The following is a 19,279-nucleotide window of genomic DNA, read 5'->3' as shown; positions in this document are numbered from 1 at the left end:
GAAACGTATTAGTAACGGTAATGGTTTGGTTTATAAGGTCCTTGTGGTGAGACTCCAATATAGGCGGCTTGTTCTTCTGATAAAACACTTAATTTTATTCCTAACCGATCAAGATGTAGACGTGCAACTTTTTCATCAAGATGTTTAGGCAAAACAGTGACTTCATTTGTATAGTGTTCTGCACGGGTAAAAAGTTCAATTTGCGCTAAAACTTGATTAGTAAACGAGGCTGACATGACAAAAGAAGGATGCCCAGTCGCATTCCCGAGGTTTAACAAACGCCCTTCAGAGAGCAAAATGATGCGTTTTCCATCGGGAAAGGTGATCATATCAACTTGTGGTTTTATATTTGTCCATGGCAAATTTCTAAGGGCAGCGACTTGGATTTCGTTATCAAAATGACCAATATTTCCAAGAATACACATATCCTTTACTTGTCGCATATGGTCTAAACGAACAACATCTTTATTGCCTGTTGTCGTGATGATAATATCAGCACTGGAAGCAGCATCATCCAAATTAACAACTTCATAGCCATCCATAGCGGCTTGAAGAGCGCAAATAGGATCAATTTCTGTTACTTTAACACGAGCCCCAGCACCAGAAAGAGATGCTGCTGAACCTTTACCTACATCACCATAACCACAGACAATGGCAATTTTACCGGCGATCATCACGTCTGTTCCACGTCGAATACCATCGACCAATGATTCTTTACATCCATATTTATTATCAAACTTTGATTTAGTGACGCTATCATTAACATTAATAGCAGGAAAAGGTAGAAGTCCTTCTTTTTGTAACTGATAAAGACGGTTTACACCTGTTGTGGTTTCTTCGCTTACACCTTTAATTGCTGCACGCTGTCGTGTAAAAAAACCTGGCGTTGCATCCATACGCTTTTGTATTTGTTTGAAAAAAATTTCTTCTTCTTCTGTTTTGGGATGCGATAAAATATCTTTATTTTGTTCTGCACGACTTCCCATTAAAATATAGTTTGTGGCGTCAGCTCCATCATCTAAAATAAGATTGGAAGGATTACCATCTGGCCATTGGAAGATTGCATCTATATAAGTCCAATATTCTTCCAATGTTTCACCCTTAACGGCAAATACAGGAATGCCAGTTGCGGCGATAGCTGCTGCTGCATGGTCTTGCGTAGAAAAAATATTGCTAGAGCTCCACCGTATATCGGCGCCAATCGCTTTTAATGTTTCAATTAAAACAGCTGTTTGAATTGTCATGTGCAATGAGCCAGAAATACGCGCTCCGCGCAAAGGTTGGCTGGAAGAAAACTCCTTACGACAAGCCATCAAACCAGGCATTTCAGTTTCAGCAATATTAAGTTCTTTACGACCATAAGCGGCAAGTGCAATATCTTTGACAACAAAATCTTGAGCTGCCATTCTTCATTCCTTTAAAATAAGTTTTTCCAAGACGGTAGGAGAAATTAAAAAAAAATGCAAGACAAGAAGAGGACTTCTCTATGTGAAAAAGCTCTTTTAAAATCTCCATAAATTTGTGCAACAAATATGCATTTACGGATCTGAGTAGTGATGTTACTAACAGAATAAGAGATCTTCATGATAAGTCTTATTATATAAACAAAACTCTATCCTTTTCACGTAACTTTAAAGCTTTTAAAAATCTCTAGAGGGAATACCTTTTAAATAATAAAAATGGTGCATTGCTTCACAGTTTTTATATCGATTTTTTATGGGATAATATCGAAAGTAGTATACCCATATTCTACTCATTTATGCGGTTGTTGAAAAAGGAAGTATTACTTTAATCTCATTATTAAGCTTTTTAGCAAAATAATATAATGCAAAGCCATAGGCTATCATGTTTATGAATAGGCAATTCAGAATCGGTTCTTTAGGATTCCAATGTTGCATCTGCTCTTGGATAAAGACAGTTTATAAGAAGTGCTTTTCTCTTGTTTTCAACGATTTTTATCAAAAGATTATAGATATACGATTAAACATTTTTTGTGATACTGAATAGAGTATTTAAAATGTAAAAACATCACTCTATTGAACACTCTGATTTTAAAACTGCTAACAACGAGCGATGAATTATAAATCAAATAATTAACTCAGTTTTAGAAGAATTTATTCTAAACGAATAGGTTTTGGGAAAATTGACCATGTGGACGAAATCGCCAAAGATAACTTGGCAAGAATGCTGCCATTGCTCTGGGGGTAATTCCCACACCTTCTAGAGTATATCCATTCTCTATAGCTTCTTTAGAAACAATGTTATCCATTTGCAAAAAACGTATCTGATTGGCTGTTACGAGTGTTGGTACAAAAGGCAATTTACCGACTGTTCCCAAAATTCCTCCAATCAATAGACCAGCAGAAAGGGGCATGGATAGGATTGTTTTTTTACGGTGAATAATTTTGAGTATATTTTCAAGAGTATTTTGGAAGGTGATAATCTGGGGACCACCAAGATCATAATTTTTTCCCCAAGCAACTTGTCCATCTAAAGCGCGCGCGATAAACTCAGCAACATCACCAACATACACGGGTTGCAATTTGCTTTGCCCACCTCCAAAAAGAGGCATAATTGGTAAAAAACGTGACAAATCTGCCAAGGTGTTAAAGAAACAGTCCTCTGGTCCAAAGATAACGGATGGACGGATAATAATTGCTTGAGGATGCTTGTTATGAATGATTTGTTCACCCATAAGCTTAACACGTGCATAAAGACATGAAGCATTCTCGTTAGCCACAAGTGTTGACATATAGATTAGCGGAATACCAGTTTCTGCTGTTAATTCAGCAACATTGTAAACACCATCAATTTGTGTTTTTTTAAAATTCGATTGATTTGCTTGTTTTAAGCTACCAGGCAAAAACACTGCTGCATCAGCTCCAAGCAATGCGCGTGCAACAGAAGCACGATGCTTGATATCTGTTTTAAGCATTTGGGTTTGTCCTACTTCTCCTATTTGAAGCATGTAATAAGCTTTTTGTGGACAACGAACAGCGATACGAACGCGATACCCCCGCTTAGTCAAAGTTTCAACGACATGTCGTCCTACAAAACCAGATCCGCCAAAAACAGTAATAAGTTTAGGATGTTGATAAAGTGCACAATCAAGTTGCATGATGAAAAAGTCTATCTTTCAAAGTTTTAAAAATGGCTAATTTTTAGCACGGAGGTGTTTTATTGTCACGCAAAATATCGCCCGCAAGATAAAGGGAACCACCAATAAGGACAATTGCCTCTTTATATTCCACCTTAATCTTATGCAAAGCATCTTGTAGATGAGCTTGTGGAGTAGCAAGGATTCCTGCTTTTTGCGCTGATTCAGCTAAGTTTATTGGAGAGATACTTGCATTATTGTTAATCAGCGGTATCGTATATACTTTATCGACAAGGTTTGCTAAGGAACGAAAATAACCGACAGCATCTTTGGTATTGAGCATGCCAGCAATCATAATAATAGGACGATCTGTTTTTTTTCTCCATTGTGCAAGTTCTGCTCCAATAACTTTTCCAGCAGCAGGATTATGACCACCATCTAACCATAAATCGATATTAGGAGACAGTTGATCAACCAAATGTCCCTGGGTAAGATGTTGCATTCGTGCGGGCCAATAAATATTTTTCAAAGCATCATTTATGGCTTGTTCTGAAAGTTGAAAACCTGCTTGAAAGACTGCTTCAAGAGACGCGCCAGCATTAGCAACTTGGTGGTCTCCAATAAGGTTAGGAAGGGGAAGATCCATGAGACCTTGATTGTTTTGAAAAACCATACGTCCATGTTCTTTATAACTTTGATAATCTTGATCAAATAGAGAATAAGATGCTTTATTTTTATTAGCAAGGGGTATTAGAGTAGCAAGAGTTTCTTCATAATTTTGCTTTCCAATGACTACAGGAACGTTTGGTTTGATAATCCCTCCTTTTTGAAAAGCGATTTGAGCAATTGTCTTTCCAAGAAAGATCTCATGATCATAATCAATGGGCATAATAAGTGATACAGCTGGTTTGTTAACGACATTGGTAGCATCAAAATGTCCTCCCAATCCAACTTCTAAAATGACAACATCAGCTGGATGTATACTAAACAGCATAAAGGCAGCGGCTGTAAAAATTTCAAAAATAGTAATCGGCTCTTGACGATTTACTTTTATAATTTCATGGATTGTCTCAGCTAATTGGTTTTCTGTAACAAGTTGACCACCTCCTTTTTGACCTAACCGGCAGCGTTCATTCCAGTTGACGAGATGAGGTGAGCTATAGACATGAACGCGGTAGCCTGCACTTTCCAAAAGAGCACGGCAAATTGCTGAGGCAGATCCTTTGCCATTTGTTCCAGCGATGTGAATAACAGGTGCAAGTTTTAAATGTGGATTACCAAGACGCTCTAAAAGGTGAACAATACGCTCTAAAGAAAGATCAAATTTTTTCGGATAATTTTTTAGTAAATCATCCACCACCCTTTGTATTTGGCTTTGTTGCATAAATTTAAGCTGCTTTTGTTGTAGAAAGCGATGTTTGAGAGTCTGTTGGGGATGGATCGGAAGGGTTAAAAACAGCAGGGCGTTTCATCATCAAGCGTAAAAGACGTGCAATGGTTGTTTTCATGTCTAAACGCGATACAACCATATCAATCATACCATGTTCAAGCAGATACTCACTACTTTGAAAACCTTCTGGTAGGGTTTCGCGTATAGTTTGTTGAATTACACGTGGACCAGCAAAACCAATCATAGCGCCAGGTTCGGCAATGTGAATATCACCAAGCATGGCGTAAGAAGCAGTAACACCACCGGTGGTTGGATTGGTCAGCACAACAATATAGGGAAGTTTTTCTTCTTTCAACATTTCAATCGCTACTGTTGTACGAGGCATTTGCATCAACGAGAGTGTTCCTTCTTGCATGCGTGCACCACCAGAAGCAGCAAAAAGAACCAGCGGGCGCCTTTCAGCAATAGCAGTATCAAAAGCTTTGATAATAGCTTCTCCTGAAGCCATACCGAGTGATCCACCCATAAAGGCAAAATCTTGAACGATTGCAATAATTGGTAAGCCTTCAATCGTACCACGTGCACTTAAAATATTGTCATCAACACCAAGTTTAGAACGATAATCTTTTAACCGGTCAATATAGCGTTTTTCGTCACGAAATTTTAAAGGATCTGTTACAACTTTTGGATTTTCAAGAGTTGTATAAACACCATCATCAAAAAAATGCATGAGACGATTTTTAGCACTGATACGCATATGATGGCCAGAATTGGGAGCTACAAATTGATTAGCTTCCAGATCTTTATGGAAGATCATTTCACCACTGGTAGGATCTTTAATCCATAGATTTTCTGGAATTTCACGGCGCCCCAATATAGAGTTAATTTTAGGACGAACATAATTTGTAATCCAGTTCATCTTTATAACCTTCCTTTAAATATTGTGCATCTTTTGCATGATTTGAAAGAATATAGAACTTAAGCAGTCACATTTGCTTTACCGGTTGAACAAAGGAGTCTATTTAATACTTTTATCAGTGTACGTATAGCTTGTTTTTTAATTTTTAATTTTTCCCATATCATAACAATTATATGCATCATGAAGAGTATTTCCTATAATAAATTTCTCATAAGTTTTAAGAACTTACATTTTTTTATTTTTTACTTTGGTATTAAAATTCACTCCTTGTGTGGTTAACAAACGCCTTATTTTTTAATAAAAATGAATATCCAATTAATCATTCGTATCAACAGTTTTGAAGAAAAGAAACCTTATAGTATAAGGCGCTAACAAGGCTAAAATAATCCATTAAAGATAATGAATACGACAACGCTATATTAGCGAAACGCTAACATCAGAGCAAGGTTTTTTTCAAAAGGTTTCTTTAAAGCGCATGCTTTTTACAATTAAAATTGAATACGCTCAAAATACTCCTATTCCATTGAACTCAATATTGTTTTGAATAAAAACAAGAGGAAAAAGCATGCCGCCAAATAGTAGAAAAGTACAGAGTATTAGGAATTGTGCAAAACAATTAAGCACGTAGCTAAACGAAGTTAAACAACTCTACTGAATAAATAAAAGTAAACAACTTTCCTCCCAAGTAGTTCTTATTACTTAATTTTTTAGATATATCATACAAATGCAATAATCTACACTCTGTACAAAAATATTAAAAATTTCTTCTACAACAGCTGCTTTTTAAATTCTTCTTGGTTTTTAAAATTCAAAATTTCTATTCATTAAAACTTTATTTTAAACAAAGAAGCCCTAGCCGTTTTTTATAATGTTCTTGAAAAAAATCTTGTAGTTCAAAGAAAGAAAAAATTATACAGTACATTCTTTAAATATATTTCTTGTTTTTTTTGCGTCTTTCCTTAGTTTATTAATCTATGATTTTTACTGCTGCTTATCGTGCTTTACAACGTCTTTTGACCTCGCAATATCGTATTATGATACTGAAAGCATTGGGGGTTACTTTTTTCACTCTCACCATTTTATGGTTATGTGTGCACCAACTTTTTGTGTCTTACTTTTGGCCCTGGATTGCTCAATTTCTTCCTGGACTCCCTAGTTGGGCAGGATGGATTGGTTTTAGCATGCTTATCATTTTTAATCTTGGTTTGGCTCTTTTGTTGGCTTTTTTGATTGCACCAATCGCAGCTATGATTGGTGGTTTTTTCATTGACTCTGCTGCTGAAATTATTGAAAAAGAGGATTACCCAAACGAGCCTATTGGACAAGCTTTGCCGTTTCGGCGTTCTCTTATCATTTCCTTTAAATTTGTTATTTTAAGCCTTCTTGGTAATGGAATTGCTTTTATTTTATTCTTCATACCAGGTATTAATTTAATTGCTTTTTATCTTATTAATGGTTATTTGCTCGGTCATGAATATTTCTTGTTTGCTGCTTATCGTTTTCGAACAGAGCAAGATGCACGCGCTTTTTTACATACTCATTACACAACGGTTTTTGGTGCAGGATTATTGATAGCGCTTTTTGTTTCAATTCCAATTCTTAATTTAGCAACACCGCTTTTTGCAGCCGCCTTTATGACATATTTACACAAAATGCTTTCCCAAAAGACCATGGCACGCATTACACAAAAATAGTGTTCCTTGGCTTTAAGGTTAATAAAAATTGCTAGCCAAAGAAAGCATAATATAAAATTTTATACTTTATCTTTTATTAAAGCAATATATTGATTTATAATGATAATTTATTGTTTCACAACATGAGTGAAAAACCTAAATATCATGAGGATTTCTCATTTTAGTCCTATTCATATTAGATCAATTGAAATCGTTTGTTAATATGTCATAAACGGAGGTGGTGTGCAGATAAGAGTACTTTCAAAAAGGCGTGAAATATCTTTTATGAATCCTCTTAATGCAAACATTATCGTCGCATTGAAAACTGAAAAAGAGTATGATGGTGCCGCTTTGTACCTTCTATTTCAGTAAAAATGGATAGCATAATGTATTTTATACCATTCATGGAGAGTGTATACTCTTCATAAGAGTGTTTTGGCAATTATTGAAAGATATCTGTGTAAAACAAGCACGTAGTTATATAGGAGTAACGTAGTAGCGCCGTAGATATTCTGATTTTGGACAACAGAATGATTAATATGATAAAAGTGGAAAAAATAAGCTTAGGCGATTGACCGTCCGATCCCATGGAAGAGCTCTTTCTTAAGAAGAAGCCAAGAATGAGAGACACCACTGATGATTAAAAATGATGAGATTTTAAAAGCTATAAGTGCAATGAAATAAGAATTCATTGAAGCACTTTTCGTACAAGTGGTGCACTGTATCAAATAATTTTTAGATAATAACACCATTAATTTATGAAGAGAATTGATCATTTTCAACTTGAATAAGAATCCAAAATATAGAAATATTCTTTAATTTCAAAGTCTCTATTCAACATCAAAAAATTATTTACTTGCACATTATAGACGAGACCAATGTATGGATACAAGGCTTTCGATAGAGGAATAAAAATGCTTTTCATGAATCATTACAATGTGAGGATATCATGGATAAAATTCTAGTCTTTGTGGTCTTGGTGTGCTGGAGAGAGGACACACACATTTAATCTTAAAGACCGATCACTGAGGAAAATAATAAAGGCGTCAGTTTAGACAGTAGTGCAATGAATTTTGTCTATACTCTTTATAAGCGTCAGTGTGAGATATGCTTTAAATTGCATTGAGATATTATAATATATTGATTTATATATTATTTTTCATAGTAAATAAGAGTTCCAAATAAAGCTGTCATATTTTCTCATTAGCTGCTCTCATCATGAAACAATCAAAATCATTTATTTGCATATCATAAATATGACCAATATGGGGATAAAAACATTGAAGAAAGAAAATGCTTTTTATAAATTTTATCCAGTGCAAGAGCTTTGTCAAAATTGATGGTAGCCAAAGTGAATGATAGCTTGTTTTTTTATAAGCTGGGGAGACAGTGGTGCAAGAGATCCTACTTTTATGAAGGCTAAGGTGATACGGGATTTTTAAAAAAAATATTTCCCAACGCTCGTCACACCCATTTCGCGACAGCGCTTGTGAATGGTATAAGGGCAAAGTTCTCGTGAATAATATAAAACTTATAGGGCATCACTATCTTTACGCTTAATAAAAAGAGCACGCTGGCGCCATCATCCTCAGTGTTGCCCGAGACGGCCCATTATAAGCGTTTTTAGTTCTTTCTTAAACGTTTTGTATTCATACAGCTATCCTTGTTTGCAATGTACAAGAAAATGATTTTTATTGCTTTAACATGAGAGAGATTGGAAATGAGAGAATCTTACGATATTTGGGTTCTAATTTAATATGAACAATGCGAGATTATCATTATAAATCAAAAATATTGTATAACAATCGAGATGAATAGACACCTATTGTCAGTTCTATTTTATAGGTTTTTTTAATATCAACGCGTTTGAAGAGTTATTATTTGCAAAGGGGTATATTTTCCTCATGAGGAGTAGGTGTTTTGGGGGCAAAAAATGATACAATCACGTTTGCTAATTTTTGCGCTACGTGTTGTTTACTCATATGGGGCCATTGTTCAACTTTTTTTCTACTTACGAGATAAACTTGATTTGTATCAGCACCCATGACACCTGTACCATCTAGTTGAAGAGAAATATCATTAGTAAGAATGAAATCAGCTCCTTTTTCAACACATTTTTTTTGCGCATTGGCAATGATATCACATGTTTCTGCAGCAAAACCAATGACCAGTGAGGGGCGGTTTGGAGCGTGTCCAATCGTTGCTAAAATGTCAGGATTTTCGACCATATGAAGGGATGGTGGTATTTTATGAGCATTCTTTTTAATTTTGTGTAAAGACTGCGTTTGACTGCGCCAGTCACAAACAGCGGCAACAAAGATGGCGCCATCAGCAGGCAATGCGGTTTGAACGGCTTGTAACATCTGTTGTGCTGTTTCAACATGAATGGTTTTTACTTCTTGTGGGTCTGCAAGATTAACAGGTCCACAAATAAGTGTTACTTTTGCACCCAAATGCGCAAGAGCGGTTGCGATGGCATGGCCTTGTTTACCTGAAGACCGATTAGCAAGATAACGTACTGGATCAATTGGTTCATGGGTAGGGCCAGAGGTAACGATGAAATGGCGGTCAGAGAGAGGTTTTTCATGCCCATTCAAAAGAGCCTCTATGGTAGCAACAATAGTTAAAGGTTCGCTCATGCGCCCATATCCTATCTCGTCACGTTCAGCCATATTTCCGATTTCTGGTCCGATGATATGAACGCCATCTGCGCGCAGTTGTGCAACATTGCGAATAGTGGCAGGATGCGCCCACATGGACGGATTCATGGCGGGTGCAATTAAGAGTGGACAGCGTGCCGCTAAAAGAATGCAATCAGTCAGATCATCTCCTATGCCATTGGCTATTTTTGCAATGCGATTGGCTGTAGCAGGGGCTAAAATAATAAGGTCAGCATTACGTGCTAATCGGATATGTCCAATATCATGTTCTTCTTCGCGTGAAAATAAATCAGTATATACAGTACCACCGCTTAAAGCTTCAGCGGCTAAAGGCGTAATAAATTTTTGCGCTGCTTTTGTCATTACAACTTTTAAGTGTGCTCCACGTTCTTGTAAACGGCGAATCAAATCAAGTGCTTTATAGGATGCAATACTTCCACCAATAATAAGAAGGAGAGATTTTGATTTCAATGATTTCACTTCAACAGCACTAGCATGAAGGGGTTGTGTGGTGAGAGGAGTGGGATTGCTTAAAAGGCGTCGGACTTCTTCTTCCATAGAAATACCATTTTGCGCGGCGCGTATGCGCAAAGCTTCTTTGGTTTCAGGAGACAGGTTACGAATGGTAATACTGGCCATAAAATACCTCCAAGAAATAAAATGATTGCAATGATTTCATTGTTGATATTTTTAGCATATTAAGGAGATTAGAAAAGATGAAAAAAGTAAAAAGTAAGAAAAGTGCAACAAAGTGCAATGATGAAAAGGCTATAACGACCATAACGGTTTCGATGACTTTGTTCCACAGCAAGTTGTTTGAGGGTAGTAGGAGAAAGATTAAAACCTGTTTTTCTCATTTGATTAAAATCTTCTTCTATCCGTTGGAAATTTTGAACCAATTGTGGTGTTTTGCGTGCCAGCGAAAGGAGAGCTTGTGCTCCTTCACTAAAGTCTTTGGCAACGCCTACGGGTCCTAAATTTTTACTAATCCATTCTTTGACAACGGGTTCAGAAGCTTTCCACATATTAAAAGTGGGGTCTAATGTGCGGGCAACGCCTTCCACAACAACCATCGTTTTTTGCAACAATAAAAGTTCAGGTCGCGTTTGCATGTCAAATAATTCAGTGACTTCAAACAATAAAGTGAGCAATTTAGCCATGGAAATGCTTTGTGCTGATTGTCCGTGAATTGGTTCACCAATAGCGCGGTTGGCTTGCGCAAAGCTTTCAATATTATGGTGTGAAGGAACATAACCTGCCTCAAAATGGGCGCGTGCAACCCGATGGTAATCGCGGGTAATAAAGCCATAAAGGATTTCAGCAAGGAAATGCTTTTCTTTTTTACCAAGCCTTCCTGTAATGCCTAGGTCAACAGCAACAATACATCCTTTTTCATCTACAAATAAATTACCAGGATGCATATCGGCGTGAAAAAAACCATCACGCAATGTATGGCGAAGAAAAGATTGAATAAGCGTAATAGCGAGCGCCTTCAAATCAAAACCTGCTTCTTTAAGTTTGGAAGTTTCGGATATTCTTATACCATCAATCCATTCCATTGTAAGGACATTACGTCCTGTCCGTTCCCAGTCAATACGTGGAACCCGAAAGCCTGTATCATGTTGAATATTTTCAGCCATTTCAGATATAGCTGCTGCTTCTAGGCGTAAATCCATTTCAAGCCGTGTTGTTTGTGCTAAAGTATCCACTACACAAACAGGACGAAGCCTTCGAGAGGCAGGGATATAGCGCTCTTGTAAATGAGCAATGAGATAGAATCCTCTAAGATCTTTAGAAAAACGTGCTCTGATATTGGGACGAATAACTTTTACAGCACATTTTGTCGTATGGCCAGTTTCATCACTGTATTCAGCTGGATGAACTTGAGCAATAGAAGCGGCGGCAATGGGGGGATAAAAATTTACGAATAAATCATCAATAGAGCGACCAAGAGAACTTTCAATTTGAGCAATAGCGGCGGTACAAGAAAATGTTTGGACGCGATCTTGTAGTTGTGACAAATCTTTCGCAATATCATGGCCGACAATATCAGGCCTTGTTGCAAGAAATTGACCAAGTTTTATGTAAGAGGGTCCAAGCTTATTAATGGCATACGAAATATTTTCAGATCGCTGTTTCTTTTTTGTTTTGCGTCTTGCTAATGCGCCCGCTATACGATGACATAGCGCTGGAAATCCTTGAAGATCATCATGAGGAAGAGCACTTAAAACACCTTCACGTGTTAAAACCCATCCTGCACGCATCAATTGAAAGTAAGGGGAAATTTGCACCATTTTTAAATTTTCCAACCTGAATGCAGCGCTGCAATCGCACCGGTGAGATTGCGGTACGATACCCGCGAAAACCCCGCATGCTTGATCATATGGGCAAAATCATCTTGCTTAGGAAATTTGCGGATAGATTCAACCAAATAACGATAAGCATCGCCATCATTTGCGATAAATTGACCCAGCGTAGGGATAGCATGGAAAGACCAAAGATCATAAATTTTATCGAGCCAAGGCATCTCGACATTTGAAAATTCTAAACATAAGAAACGTCCACCGGGCTTTAAAACACGAAAAGCTTCTCTAAGAGCTTGATCAATATGAGGAACATTGCGAATTCCAAAAGCAATCGTGTAAGCGTCAAAGCTTTGATCTTCAAAAGGTAGATTTTCTGCATTGGCTTCAACAAAATCAATCAGAGGGGCAAGACCATTTTTTTGTGCGCGTTTTTTGCCAACGCTGAGCATTGAGCCATTAATATCAAGTACTGTAGCATGGGCTTTTTGGCGTGAAGCATTAAGAATACGAAAAGCAATATCACCTGTACCGCCAGCGACATCAAGAACTTTCCAATGAGAAAGTGCTGGTGGGGAAAGCCAAGCAACCATGGAATTTTTCCACACACGGTGTAGCCCTAAGGATAAGATATCATTCATCTTGTCATAATTTTCAGCGACAGAATGAAACACACCATCCACCATGGATTGTTTTTGCGTTTCATCTACTCTTGTAAAACCAAAAGAGTGCTCCATGCCACCCTTGGTTCCTACACGTTCTGTTTCAATTGCCATGTATATGATCTTCCTTATTTTTCTTTTATCGTAAATGAAATAGAGAGGGAATGTTCAACTACGAAAAAACAACGTATAAAACTACGACATTTACACAGCCAAAAACAGAAGAGTACCTTTAGATATCAAGATTGGCAACGTTTAAGGCATTGTCTTGAATAAAAATACGTCTAGGTTCAACTTCATCACCCATGAGACGAGAAAAAAGTGAATCTGCATCGGTTGCATCATTAATTTTTACTTGTAAAAGAGAACGTGCATTGGGATCAAGCGTCGTTTCCCAAAGTTGTTCAGCATTCATTTCCCCAAGACCTTTATAACGTTGAAGAGTAACACCTTTTTTACCGTTTGTAAAAATGCTTTCTAAGAGGCTCATAGGACCAAAAATACGCTCTGTTTTATCTTTGCGACGTAAAAGAACAGGAGGATGATATATGTCGATAAAATTTTGGGAAATGCGATCAATTTGACGTGCATCAGTTGAATTTATAAGTCCCACATCAAGCGTAACAACATCTTTAACACCACGCAAAATACGCTCAAAACATAAACTTCCATCTGCTGTATATTGTCCACTCCAACCTTGTTCCATATCATCAGCAATCAGATTAAGGCGGTGTGCTATAGTATCTGCTATTTTTTGCGCTTTTTCTTGTGATGCAAAGACTTCAAGATTAAAAGCGCCAACAATTGCTGCTTGTTCAACAATATTACGATCATAACGGGTATGAAGACCATTTAAAAGTTGACGTAATATACGAGCATCTTTAGCGAGTTGATACAAATCAGCCCCTGCACGAACTTCTCCCGTTGAAAGCTCAAGCGTTGTTTCTTCTAATCCAGTATCGATCAAGAATTCTTCAAACGCTGCTTCATTTTTAATATATTGGGAAGATTTTCCACGCGATACTTTATAAAGAGGAGGCTGAGCAATATAAAGATGACCACGTTCAATCAATTCAGGCATTTGTCTAAAAAAGAAAGTAAGCAGCAAAGTTCGAATATGGGCTCCATCAACGTCCGCATCCGTCATGATAATAATCTTATGATAACGTAATTTATCCGGTGAAAATTCATCTTTACCGATAGACGTTCCAAGAGCTGTAATAAGTGTTCCAATCATATCAGATGAGAGCATGCGGTCGAAACGTGCTCGTTCAACATTGAGGATTTTACCACGAAGGGGTAAAATTGCTTGATTTTGACGTGAGCGCCCACTTTTTGCTGAACCGCCAGCCGAATCCCCCTCGACAATAAAGATTTCTGATTTTGCAGGATCACGTTCTTGGCAATCGGCAAGCTTTCCTGGCAGAGAAGTGATATCAAGTGCCCCTTTTCGTCTTGTGAGTTCACGTGCTTTGCGCGCTGCTTCACGTGCTGTTGCAGCTTCTACCACTTTACTAATGAGAAGTTTTGCTTCATGAGGATGTTCTTCCAGCCATACTGAAAGACCTTCATTGACCAAATTTTCAACAATAGGGCGCACTTCAGAAGAGACTAACTTATCCTTTGTTTGTGAAGAAAACTTTGGATCAGGAACTTTGACAGAAAGAATAGCTGTTAATCCTTCACGGCAGTCATCACCGGTTAAGTTCACTTTTTCTTTTTTAGCAATACCTGAAGATTCAGCATAGCCATTAATTTGGCGCGTAAGGGCACTTCTAAAACCTATCAAATGAGTTCCACCGTCACGCTGAGGAATATTATTGGTAAAACACAAGACCTTCTCATGATAGGAATCATTCCACCATAGGGCAACATCAACGCTCATACCATCCTTTTCACTTGCAATATAAATAGGATTATCAAGCAGGGCTTTTTTTGATTGGTCAATATATTTGACAAACTCCGTTAATCCACCTTCATAATGCAATTCAACTGATTTAATATCAGCATGACGCTCGTCAACAAGAAGAATATAAACCCCAGAATTTAGAAAGGCTAATTCCCGTAAGCGGCGCTCCAAAGTTTCAAAATCAAACTCAACCATAGTAAAAGTTTCAGAACTTGGTAAAAATCTGATTTCTGTTCCACTTTCTCTATCGCAATCGCCAATAACTTTTAATGGAGCATCAGCTACCCCGTGGGTAAATGATATTTCATGAATTTTACCATTGCGTTTGATTTGCAATTTAAGCCAAACGGATAATGCATTCACAACAGAGACACCAACACCGTGTAATCCGCCTGAAACTTTATAAGAGTTTTGATCAAACTTTCCGCCGGCATGAAGCTGTGTCATAATAACTTCAGCTGCAGAAATACCTTCTGTTGGATGGATATCTGTCGGAATTCCACGTCCATTATCACGAACAGAACAAGAACCATCAGCATGGAGCGTGACGTTTACAAGAGTAGCATGACCGGCTAGAGTTTCATCAATAGCATTGTCTACAACTTCATAGACCATATGGTGTAAACCCGATCCATCATCAGTATCACCGATATACATACCAGGACGTTTGCGTACAGCATCAAGACCTTTGAGAACTTTGATAGAAGCGGCATCATAGTTATTGCTTTGTACTGGTGAGGTTATTTCATCACTCATAAGTTAGTCCATTCCTGTGTTCAATTTACAATATTTTATCCGCTTTTTTCAAAGCTCAATGTTCTGATCAGTTATTTATGGAATAACCACATTAAATATTTACCGTATATCAGATCTAGATTCAATATCTGTCGATATATAATGGAGAGAATGATGAAATGATAGTGTACTGTTATGCTGTAAAACACGAGGGCGGTGATATAAGGCGAATAAACACTTTTGACTTATACAAAAAGTTGTTTCATAAAACGATGCTATTTACTTTGTTTATTTTTGCATATGCGTAATGTTTTAAAATTAGTTATGCATTTTTGTGTTACTCTAACAGAGGTCTTACTTGTTTTATCCATAAATCAATTTTCAATCCTAATTCTACCATATATTTAAAACAAAGGTTACGAGCTCTCTAAGCAGTTCAAACTTTTGTATGTTAGATTGAGGCGAAAATATTGTGTATATTGGTTTGTGTCATCTTTAAAATGTGAAAAAAGCCTCATTTGAGGAAAATATAAACGCGTAAATATAAAAACACGTTTCCACGATCATCTTTTATATTCAACTTTACAATTTTAAAAAACGTCTACGGTGATGTTTTTGAATAATGAGGGTGATGACGCATTATCTTACGCTTTATGTTTTTCTCATTCCTGTAATGGAGGTTACGTCCCTCATTTAAAACAAAGCACCATTGCGCTGATATTCTCGCACTTTTTTAAGGAACATCTCTCAATGTTTCCAAACTCATTTTACAACGATGTTTGAATAATATAGCGCAAAATACCCTGTGAATACTACAAGATTCATGTCTCCCACCTTTCCCATCTTGACAATAAAGCACAAACCAGAATCATCATTTTATTTTTCAACTCTTAAATGTTGATGCAACCTTAATGTTGAGAAAAACCTCGGCATTTGAGGGGTATTTTTACTCTTTTCTTCAATAGTATCTATATACTTCCCTAGTTGTGATACGCAAGGAAATGGTCTTAATATTTTAAGATACGCGAGATATTTTGATAAAATAAAGTGTGCCACTAAAGTATATACAGCCTATTTCTTATATTTAAAAAATTAAATCGCCTTTCTCTAAAATTACCTTTTATATATTTATTTTGGAAAATTAACATCAGAAATCTAAGCATTTTCAATGGTTTCAAAAAAAATATATGAAAACTGTTAAATTTTTTAACAGTTTTAAAAAATAGCAAGAATTTTATTTATTAAACGCCAGATATTTTGGTGAAGTGCGTTAGATAATAGTTAAGAAGAGTTGCATCTTAGTTTTGAAAAATGGGGGAGAGATTTTGAAAATAAAAAAATCTATATATGTAAAACATCTTCAATTGCGTTTACGGTATCTTTTATTCAATAATCCATACAATATTTTTATTCGTATTTTATTTGTAGCAGGGGGGGTTCTATTTTCCTCTTACGCAGAAGCTGAAAGGCTGCCTTCTTTTTTTGATTCGCATGAACACTTGGTACAACCTGATACAACGGATATCTTTCGTTTGCGTTTTGTAACAACTTTTGATTTTCCTCCTTTTAATTTTATTGATCAAACGGGGCATCTTGCAGGTTATAATATCGATTTATTGCGCGCTATTTGTTCAAAATTAAAATTAGAGAAGCTTTGTGAAGTAGAAGTGATTCCTTGGAAAGAGCTTGTAGAACATGTTGAAAATGGTGATGCGGAAGTCATTATTGCGGGTTTAAAAGAAACAAGTAAAACCCAGCAAGATCTTGTTTTTACAAAGTCATATTTACGTTTTCCAGCGCGATTTGTTGCTTCTCGACGTTTAAATCTCGATGAGCCAATAAGCGATCAATTGATACATTTAACCAGTGGTGTTTTGTCTAAAAGTGTTCACGAAAAACTCTTTCAACATTATTTTCCTAAAGCCAAATGGCAAGGATTTAAAAAGAGAGAAGAGCTCTATAAAGCGTTACAAGAGCGTAAAATTGACCTTATTTTTGATGATGGATTTGCTTTATCATTATGGTTCAAAAAACAAAAATCTGTTGATTGCTGCCATTTTGTTGGGGGGGCATATATGGCGCCACAGTTATTGGGGCAAGGAATGCAGCTTGCTGTTGCAAAAAAGAATGAAAAATTGGTTGATATACTCAATTATGCGCTGAAATCACTAGAAGAAGATGGTAAACTTACAGAACTTTATTTGCGTTATTTTCCAATAAGTTTTTATTGATGAATAGTTTTTTAATTAAGGGCTGTTAATCTTTCTGCGCCTAGTCGATAGGAAATAGCTTCTGCGAGATGATAGCGTGAAAGAGTATCTGATCCGTCAAGATCAGCAATTGTGCGTGCAACTTTGAGAATGCGATGATAAGCGCGTGCAGAGAGGTGCATTTTTTCACTCACATCTCGTAAGAGTATGGTCGCACTTTTATCAGGAATGGCAATCTGTTCTATAATTTTGGCAGGGCAATCGCCATTGGTACGAATATGATCAAACCCCATTGTTGAAAAACGTTTAGCTTGAATGGTACGGCATCGTGCGACGCGTTTGGCAACGTCGCAGCTTTTTTCTGATTGTTCTGGTTGCATAAGGTCCATAGCTGTCAAAGCAGGGACATCAATCCGTAAATCAATTCGGTCAAGCAGAGGACCAGAAATACGGGACTGATAATCGATTTGACAGCGTATTCCTTTAGGGCAAACATGGTCTTTTTCGCCTGCCATACCACATCGGCAAGGATTCATTGCGGCAATGAGTTGGAAGCGAGCAGGATAGCTAATATGGTGATTAGCGCGGGCGATAACTGACTCCCCACTTTCTAAAGGTTGACGAAGAGAATCAAGAACCTGCGGAGAAAATTCAGGCAATTCATCAAGGAATAACACACCATTATGGGCAAGGGAGACCTCTCCCGGTCGTCCTTTAAGCCCCCCACCAATCATTGCGGCCATGGAAGCAGAATGATGTGGGGAACGAAAGGGGCAATGAAGTGAAATGGTATTATGAACCGTTTCTCCTGTAATAGAAGCAATCAGAGAGACATCTAAAAGCTCACGGCTATCAAGAGGTGGCAAAATGGAAGGTAAGCGTTGCGCTAACATAGATTTCCCAGCACCAGGGGGGCCTACAAACAAAAGGTTATGGCGTCCAGCAGCACAAACTTCTAAGGCACGTTTGGCTGTTTTTTGTCCTTTGATTTCGCAAAGATCTGGAAGTTCAGTTTCGATAGTATATTGGCGCGGTTGTGGACGTTTTTGAATTTGGGTTCCTTTGAAATGGTTGACTATAGTGAGCAGAGTCTCTGGAGCAAGAATATTTATTTCTGCATTTGCCCATGCTGCTTCAGGTCCACATTGGAAGGGACAAATCAGCCCTTTATCGAGTGATAAAGCTGTCATGGCGGCTGGTAAAACACCATTAACAGCGGTAAGTGAACCATCCAGTGATAATTCTCCTAAAATGATATAGTCTTGTGCTACTTCAGGAGGGAGGATTCCCATAGCAAGCATTAAGCCTACGGCGATTGGCAAATCATAATGCGATCCCTCTTTAGGCAAATCAGCTGGTGCAAGATTAATCGTAATTCGTTTAGTAGGCATAGAAAGTCCACAAGCGTGGAGGGCTGCTTGTACACGTTCACGGCTTTCTGCAACTGCCTTATCAGCTAATCCAACAATAGCCATTCCTATTTTACCAGACGAAATCATAACCTGTACATCGACAGGGACTGCTTCTAGACCGCGAAAAGCAACAGTTGTAATACGTGCGATCATTTATTTATTTTCCCCCTTTAGACTTGGTAGAGACAATCATATCTATTTATAAAAATCAAGAAGCATCTCTATGGTTTTTTTTATAGAGAGATCTATATACATGGGCAGTTTTTAGCGTTCTCATGGAAAGTCATTTGTACAAATTTAACCATGATA

Annotated in this window: 11 protein-coding genes; 2 read left to right on the top strand and 9 right to left on the bottom strand. The window is 37.3% G+C overall.

The genetic code is table 11. The features are described from left to right. Nucleotides 1-8 precede the first annotated feature (8 nt). The 4 genes from ahcY to accD form a co-directional block, all read right to left on the bottom strand. A complete protein-coding gene (ahcY, locus tag ACFIKN_RS04585; protein WP_375630596.1) occupies nt 9-1,406 on the bottom strand; it encodes an adenosylhomocysteinase in 1,398 nt (465 codons plus the stop codon). Between the two features lie 713 nt (nt 1,407-2,119). Continuing rightward, complete coding sequence (locus ACFIKN_RS04580) at nt 2,120-3,118, bottom strand: complex I NDUFA9 subunit family protein (RefSeq protein WP_375657977.1); 999 nt, start codon at nt 3,116-3,118, stop codon at nt 2,120-2,122. 43 nt (nt 3,119-3,161) lie between these two features. After that, nucleotides 3,162-4,481, bottom strand: a complete 1,320-nt coding sequence (locus ACFIKN_RS04575; protein ID WP_273790205.1) for a folylpolyglutamate synthase/dihydrofolate synthase family protein — start codon at nt 4,479-4,481, stop codon at nt 3,162-3,164. 4 nt (nt 4,482-4,485) lie between these two features. Continuing rightward, nucleotides 4,486-5,406 (bottom strand): acetyl-CoA carboxylase, carboxyltransferase subunit beta, encoded by a 921-nt coding sequence (accD, locus tag ACFIKN_RS04570; protein ID WP_375630594.1) that lies wholly within the window; start codon nt 5,404-5,406, stop codon nt 4,486-4,488. Between the two features lie 974 nt (nt 5,407-6,380). Here accD and ACFIKN_RS04565 point away from each other — a divergent pair. After that, a complete protein-coding gene (locus ACFIKN_RS04565; protein ID WP_375630592.1) occupies nt 6,381-7,100 on the top strand; it encodes a sulfate transporter family protein in 720 nt (239 codons plus the stop codon). A 1,856-nt stretch (nt 7,101-8,956) separates the two neighbouring features. On the opposite strand, the gene coaBC is transcribed toward ACFIKN_RS04565, so the two are convergent. The 4 genes from coaBC to gyrB form a co-directional block, all read right to left on the bottom strand. Then, nucleotides 8,957-10,378: a bifunctional phosphopantothenoylcysteine decarboxylase/phosphopantothenate--cysteine ligase CoaBC gene (gene coaBC / locus ACFIKN_RS04560; RefSeq protein ID WP_375657976.1), complete on the bottom strand. Its 1,422-nt coding sequence runs from the start codon at nt 10,376-10,378 to the stop codon at nt 8,957-8,959. A 68-nt stretch (nt 10,379-10,446) separates the two neighbouring features. After that, the gene (gene ubiB / locus ACFIKN_RS04555) at nt 10,447-12,033 is read right to left on the bottom strand and encodes a 2-polyprenylphenol 6-hydroxylase (protein WP_273790209.1); all 1,587 of its coding nucleotides are present in this window, start codon (nt 12,031-12,033) and stop codon (nt 10,447-10,449) included. A gap of 2 nt (nt 12,034-12,035) precedes the next feature. Further along, complete coding sequence (ubiE, locus tag ACFIKN_RS04550) at nt 12,036-12,818, bottom strand: bifunctional demethylmenaquinone methyltransferase/2-methoxy-6-polyprenyl-1,4-benzoquinol methylase UbiE (RefSeq protein WP_273790210.1); 783 nt, start codon at nt 12,816-12,818, stop codon at nt 12,036-12,038. 118 nt (nt 12,819-12,936) lie between these two features. After that, nucleotides 12,937-15,369, bottom strand: coding sequence for a DNA topoisomerase (ATP-hydrolyzing) subunit B (gene gyrB, locus ACFIKN_RS04545; RefSeq protein WP_273790211.1), 2,433 nt, complete (start codon nt 15,367-15,369; stop codon nt 12,937-12,939). Nucleotides 15,370-16,673: 1,304 nt separating this feature from the next. Here gyrB and ACFIKN_RS04540 point away from each other — a divergent pair. Continuing rightward, nucleotides 16,674-17,579, top strand: a complete 906-nt coding sequence (locus tag ACFIKN_RS04540; RefSeq protein ID WP_273790212.1) for a transporter substrate-binding domain-containing protein — start codon at nt 16,674-16,676, stop codon at nt 17,577-17,579. Between the two features lie 11 nt (nt 17,580-17,590). On the opposite strand, the gene ACFIKN_RS04535 is transcribed toward ACFIKN_RS04540, so the two are convergent. Further along, nucleotides 17,591-19,123 carry a YifB family Mg chelatase-like AAA ATPase gene (locus tag ACFIKN_RS04535; protein ID WP_375630585.1) on the bottom strand — a complete coding sequence of 511 codons (1,533 nt, stop codon included), beginning with the start codon at nt 19,121-19,123 and terminating at the stop codon, nt 17,591-17,593. Between the last annotated feature and the right edge of the window lie 156 nt (nt 19,124-19,279).

The sequence above is a fragment of the Bartonella sp. CL436QHHD genome, from assembly GCF_042195105.1.
Lineage (GTDB): Bacteria > Pseudomonadota > Alphaproteobacteria > Rhizobiales > Rhizobiaceae > Bartonella.
The sequence above is the reverse complement of the archived record's forward strand: the minus strand, read 5'-3'. Positions and strand labels throughout refer to the sequence as shown.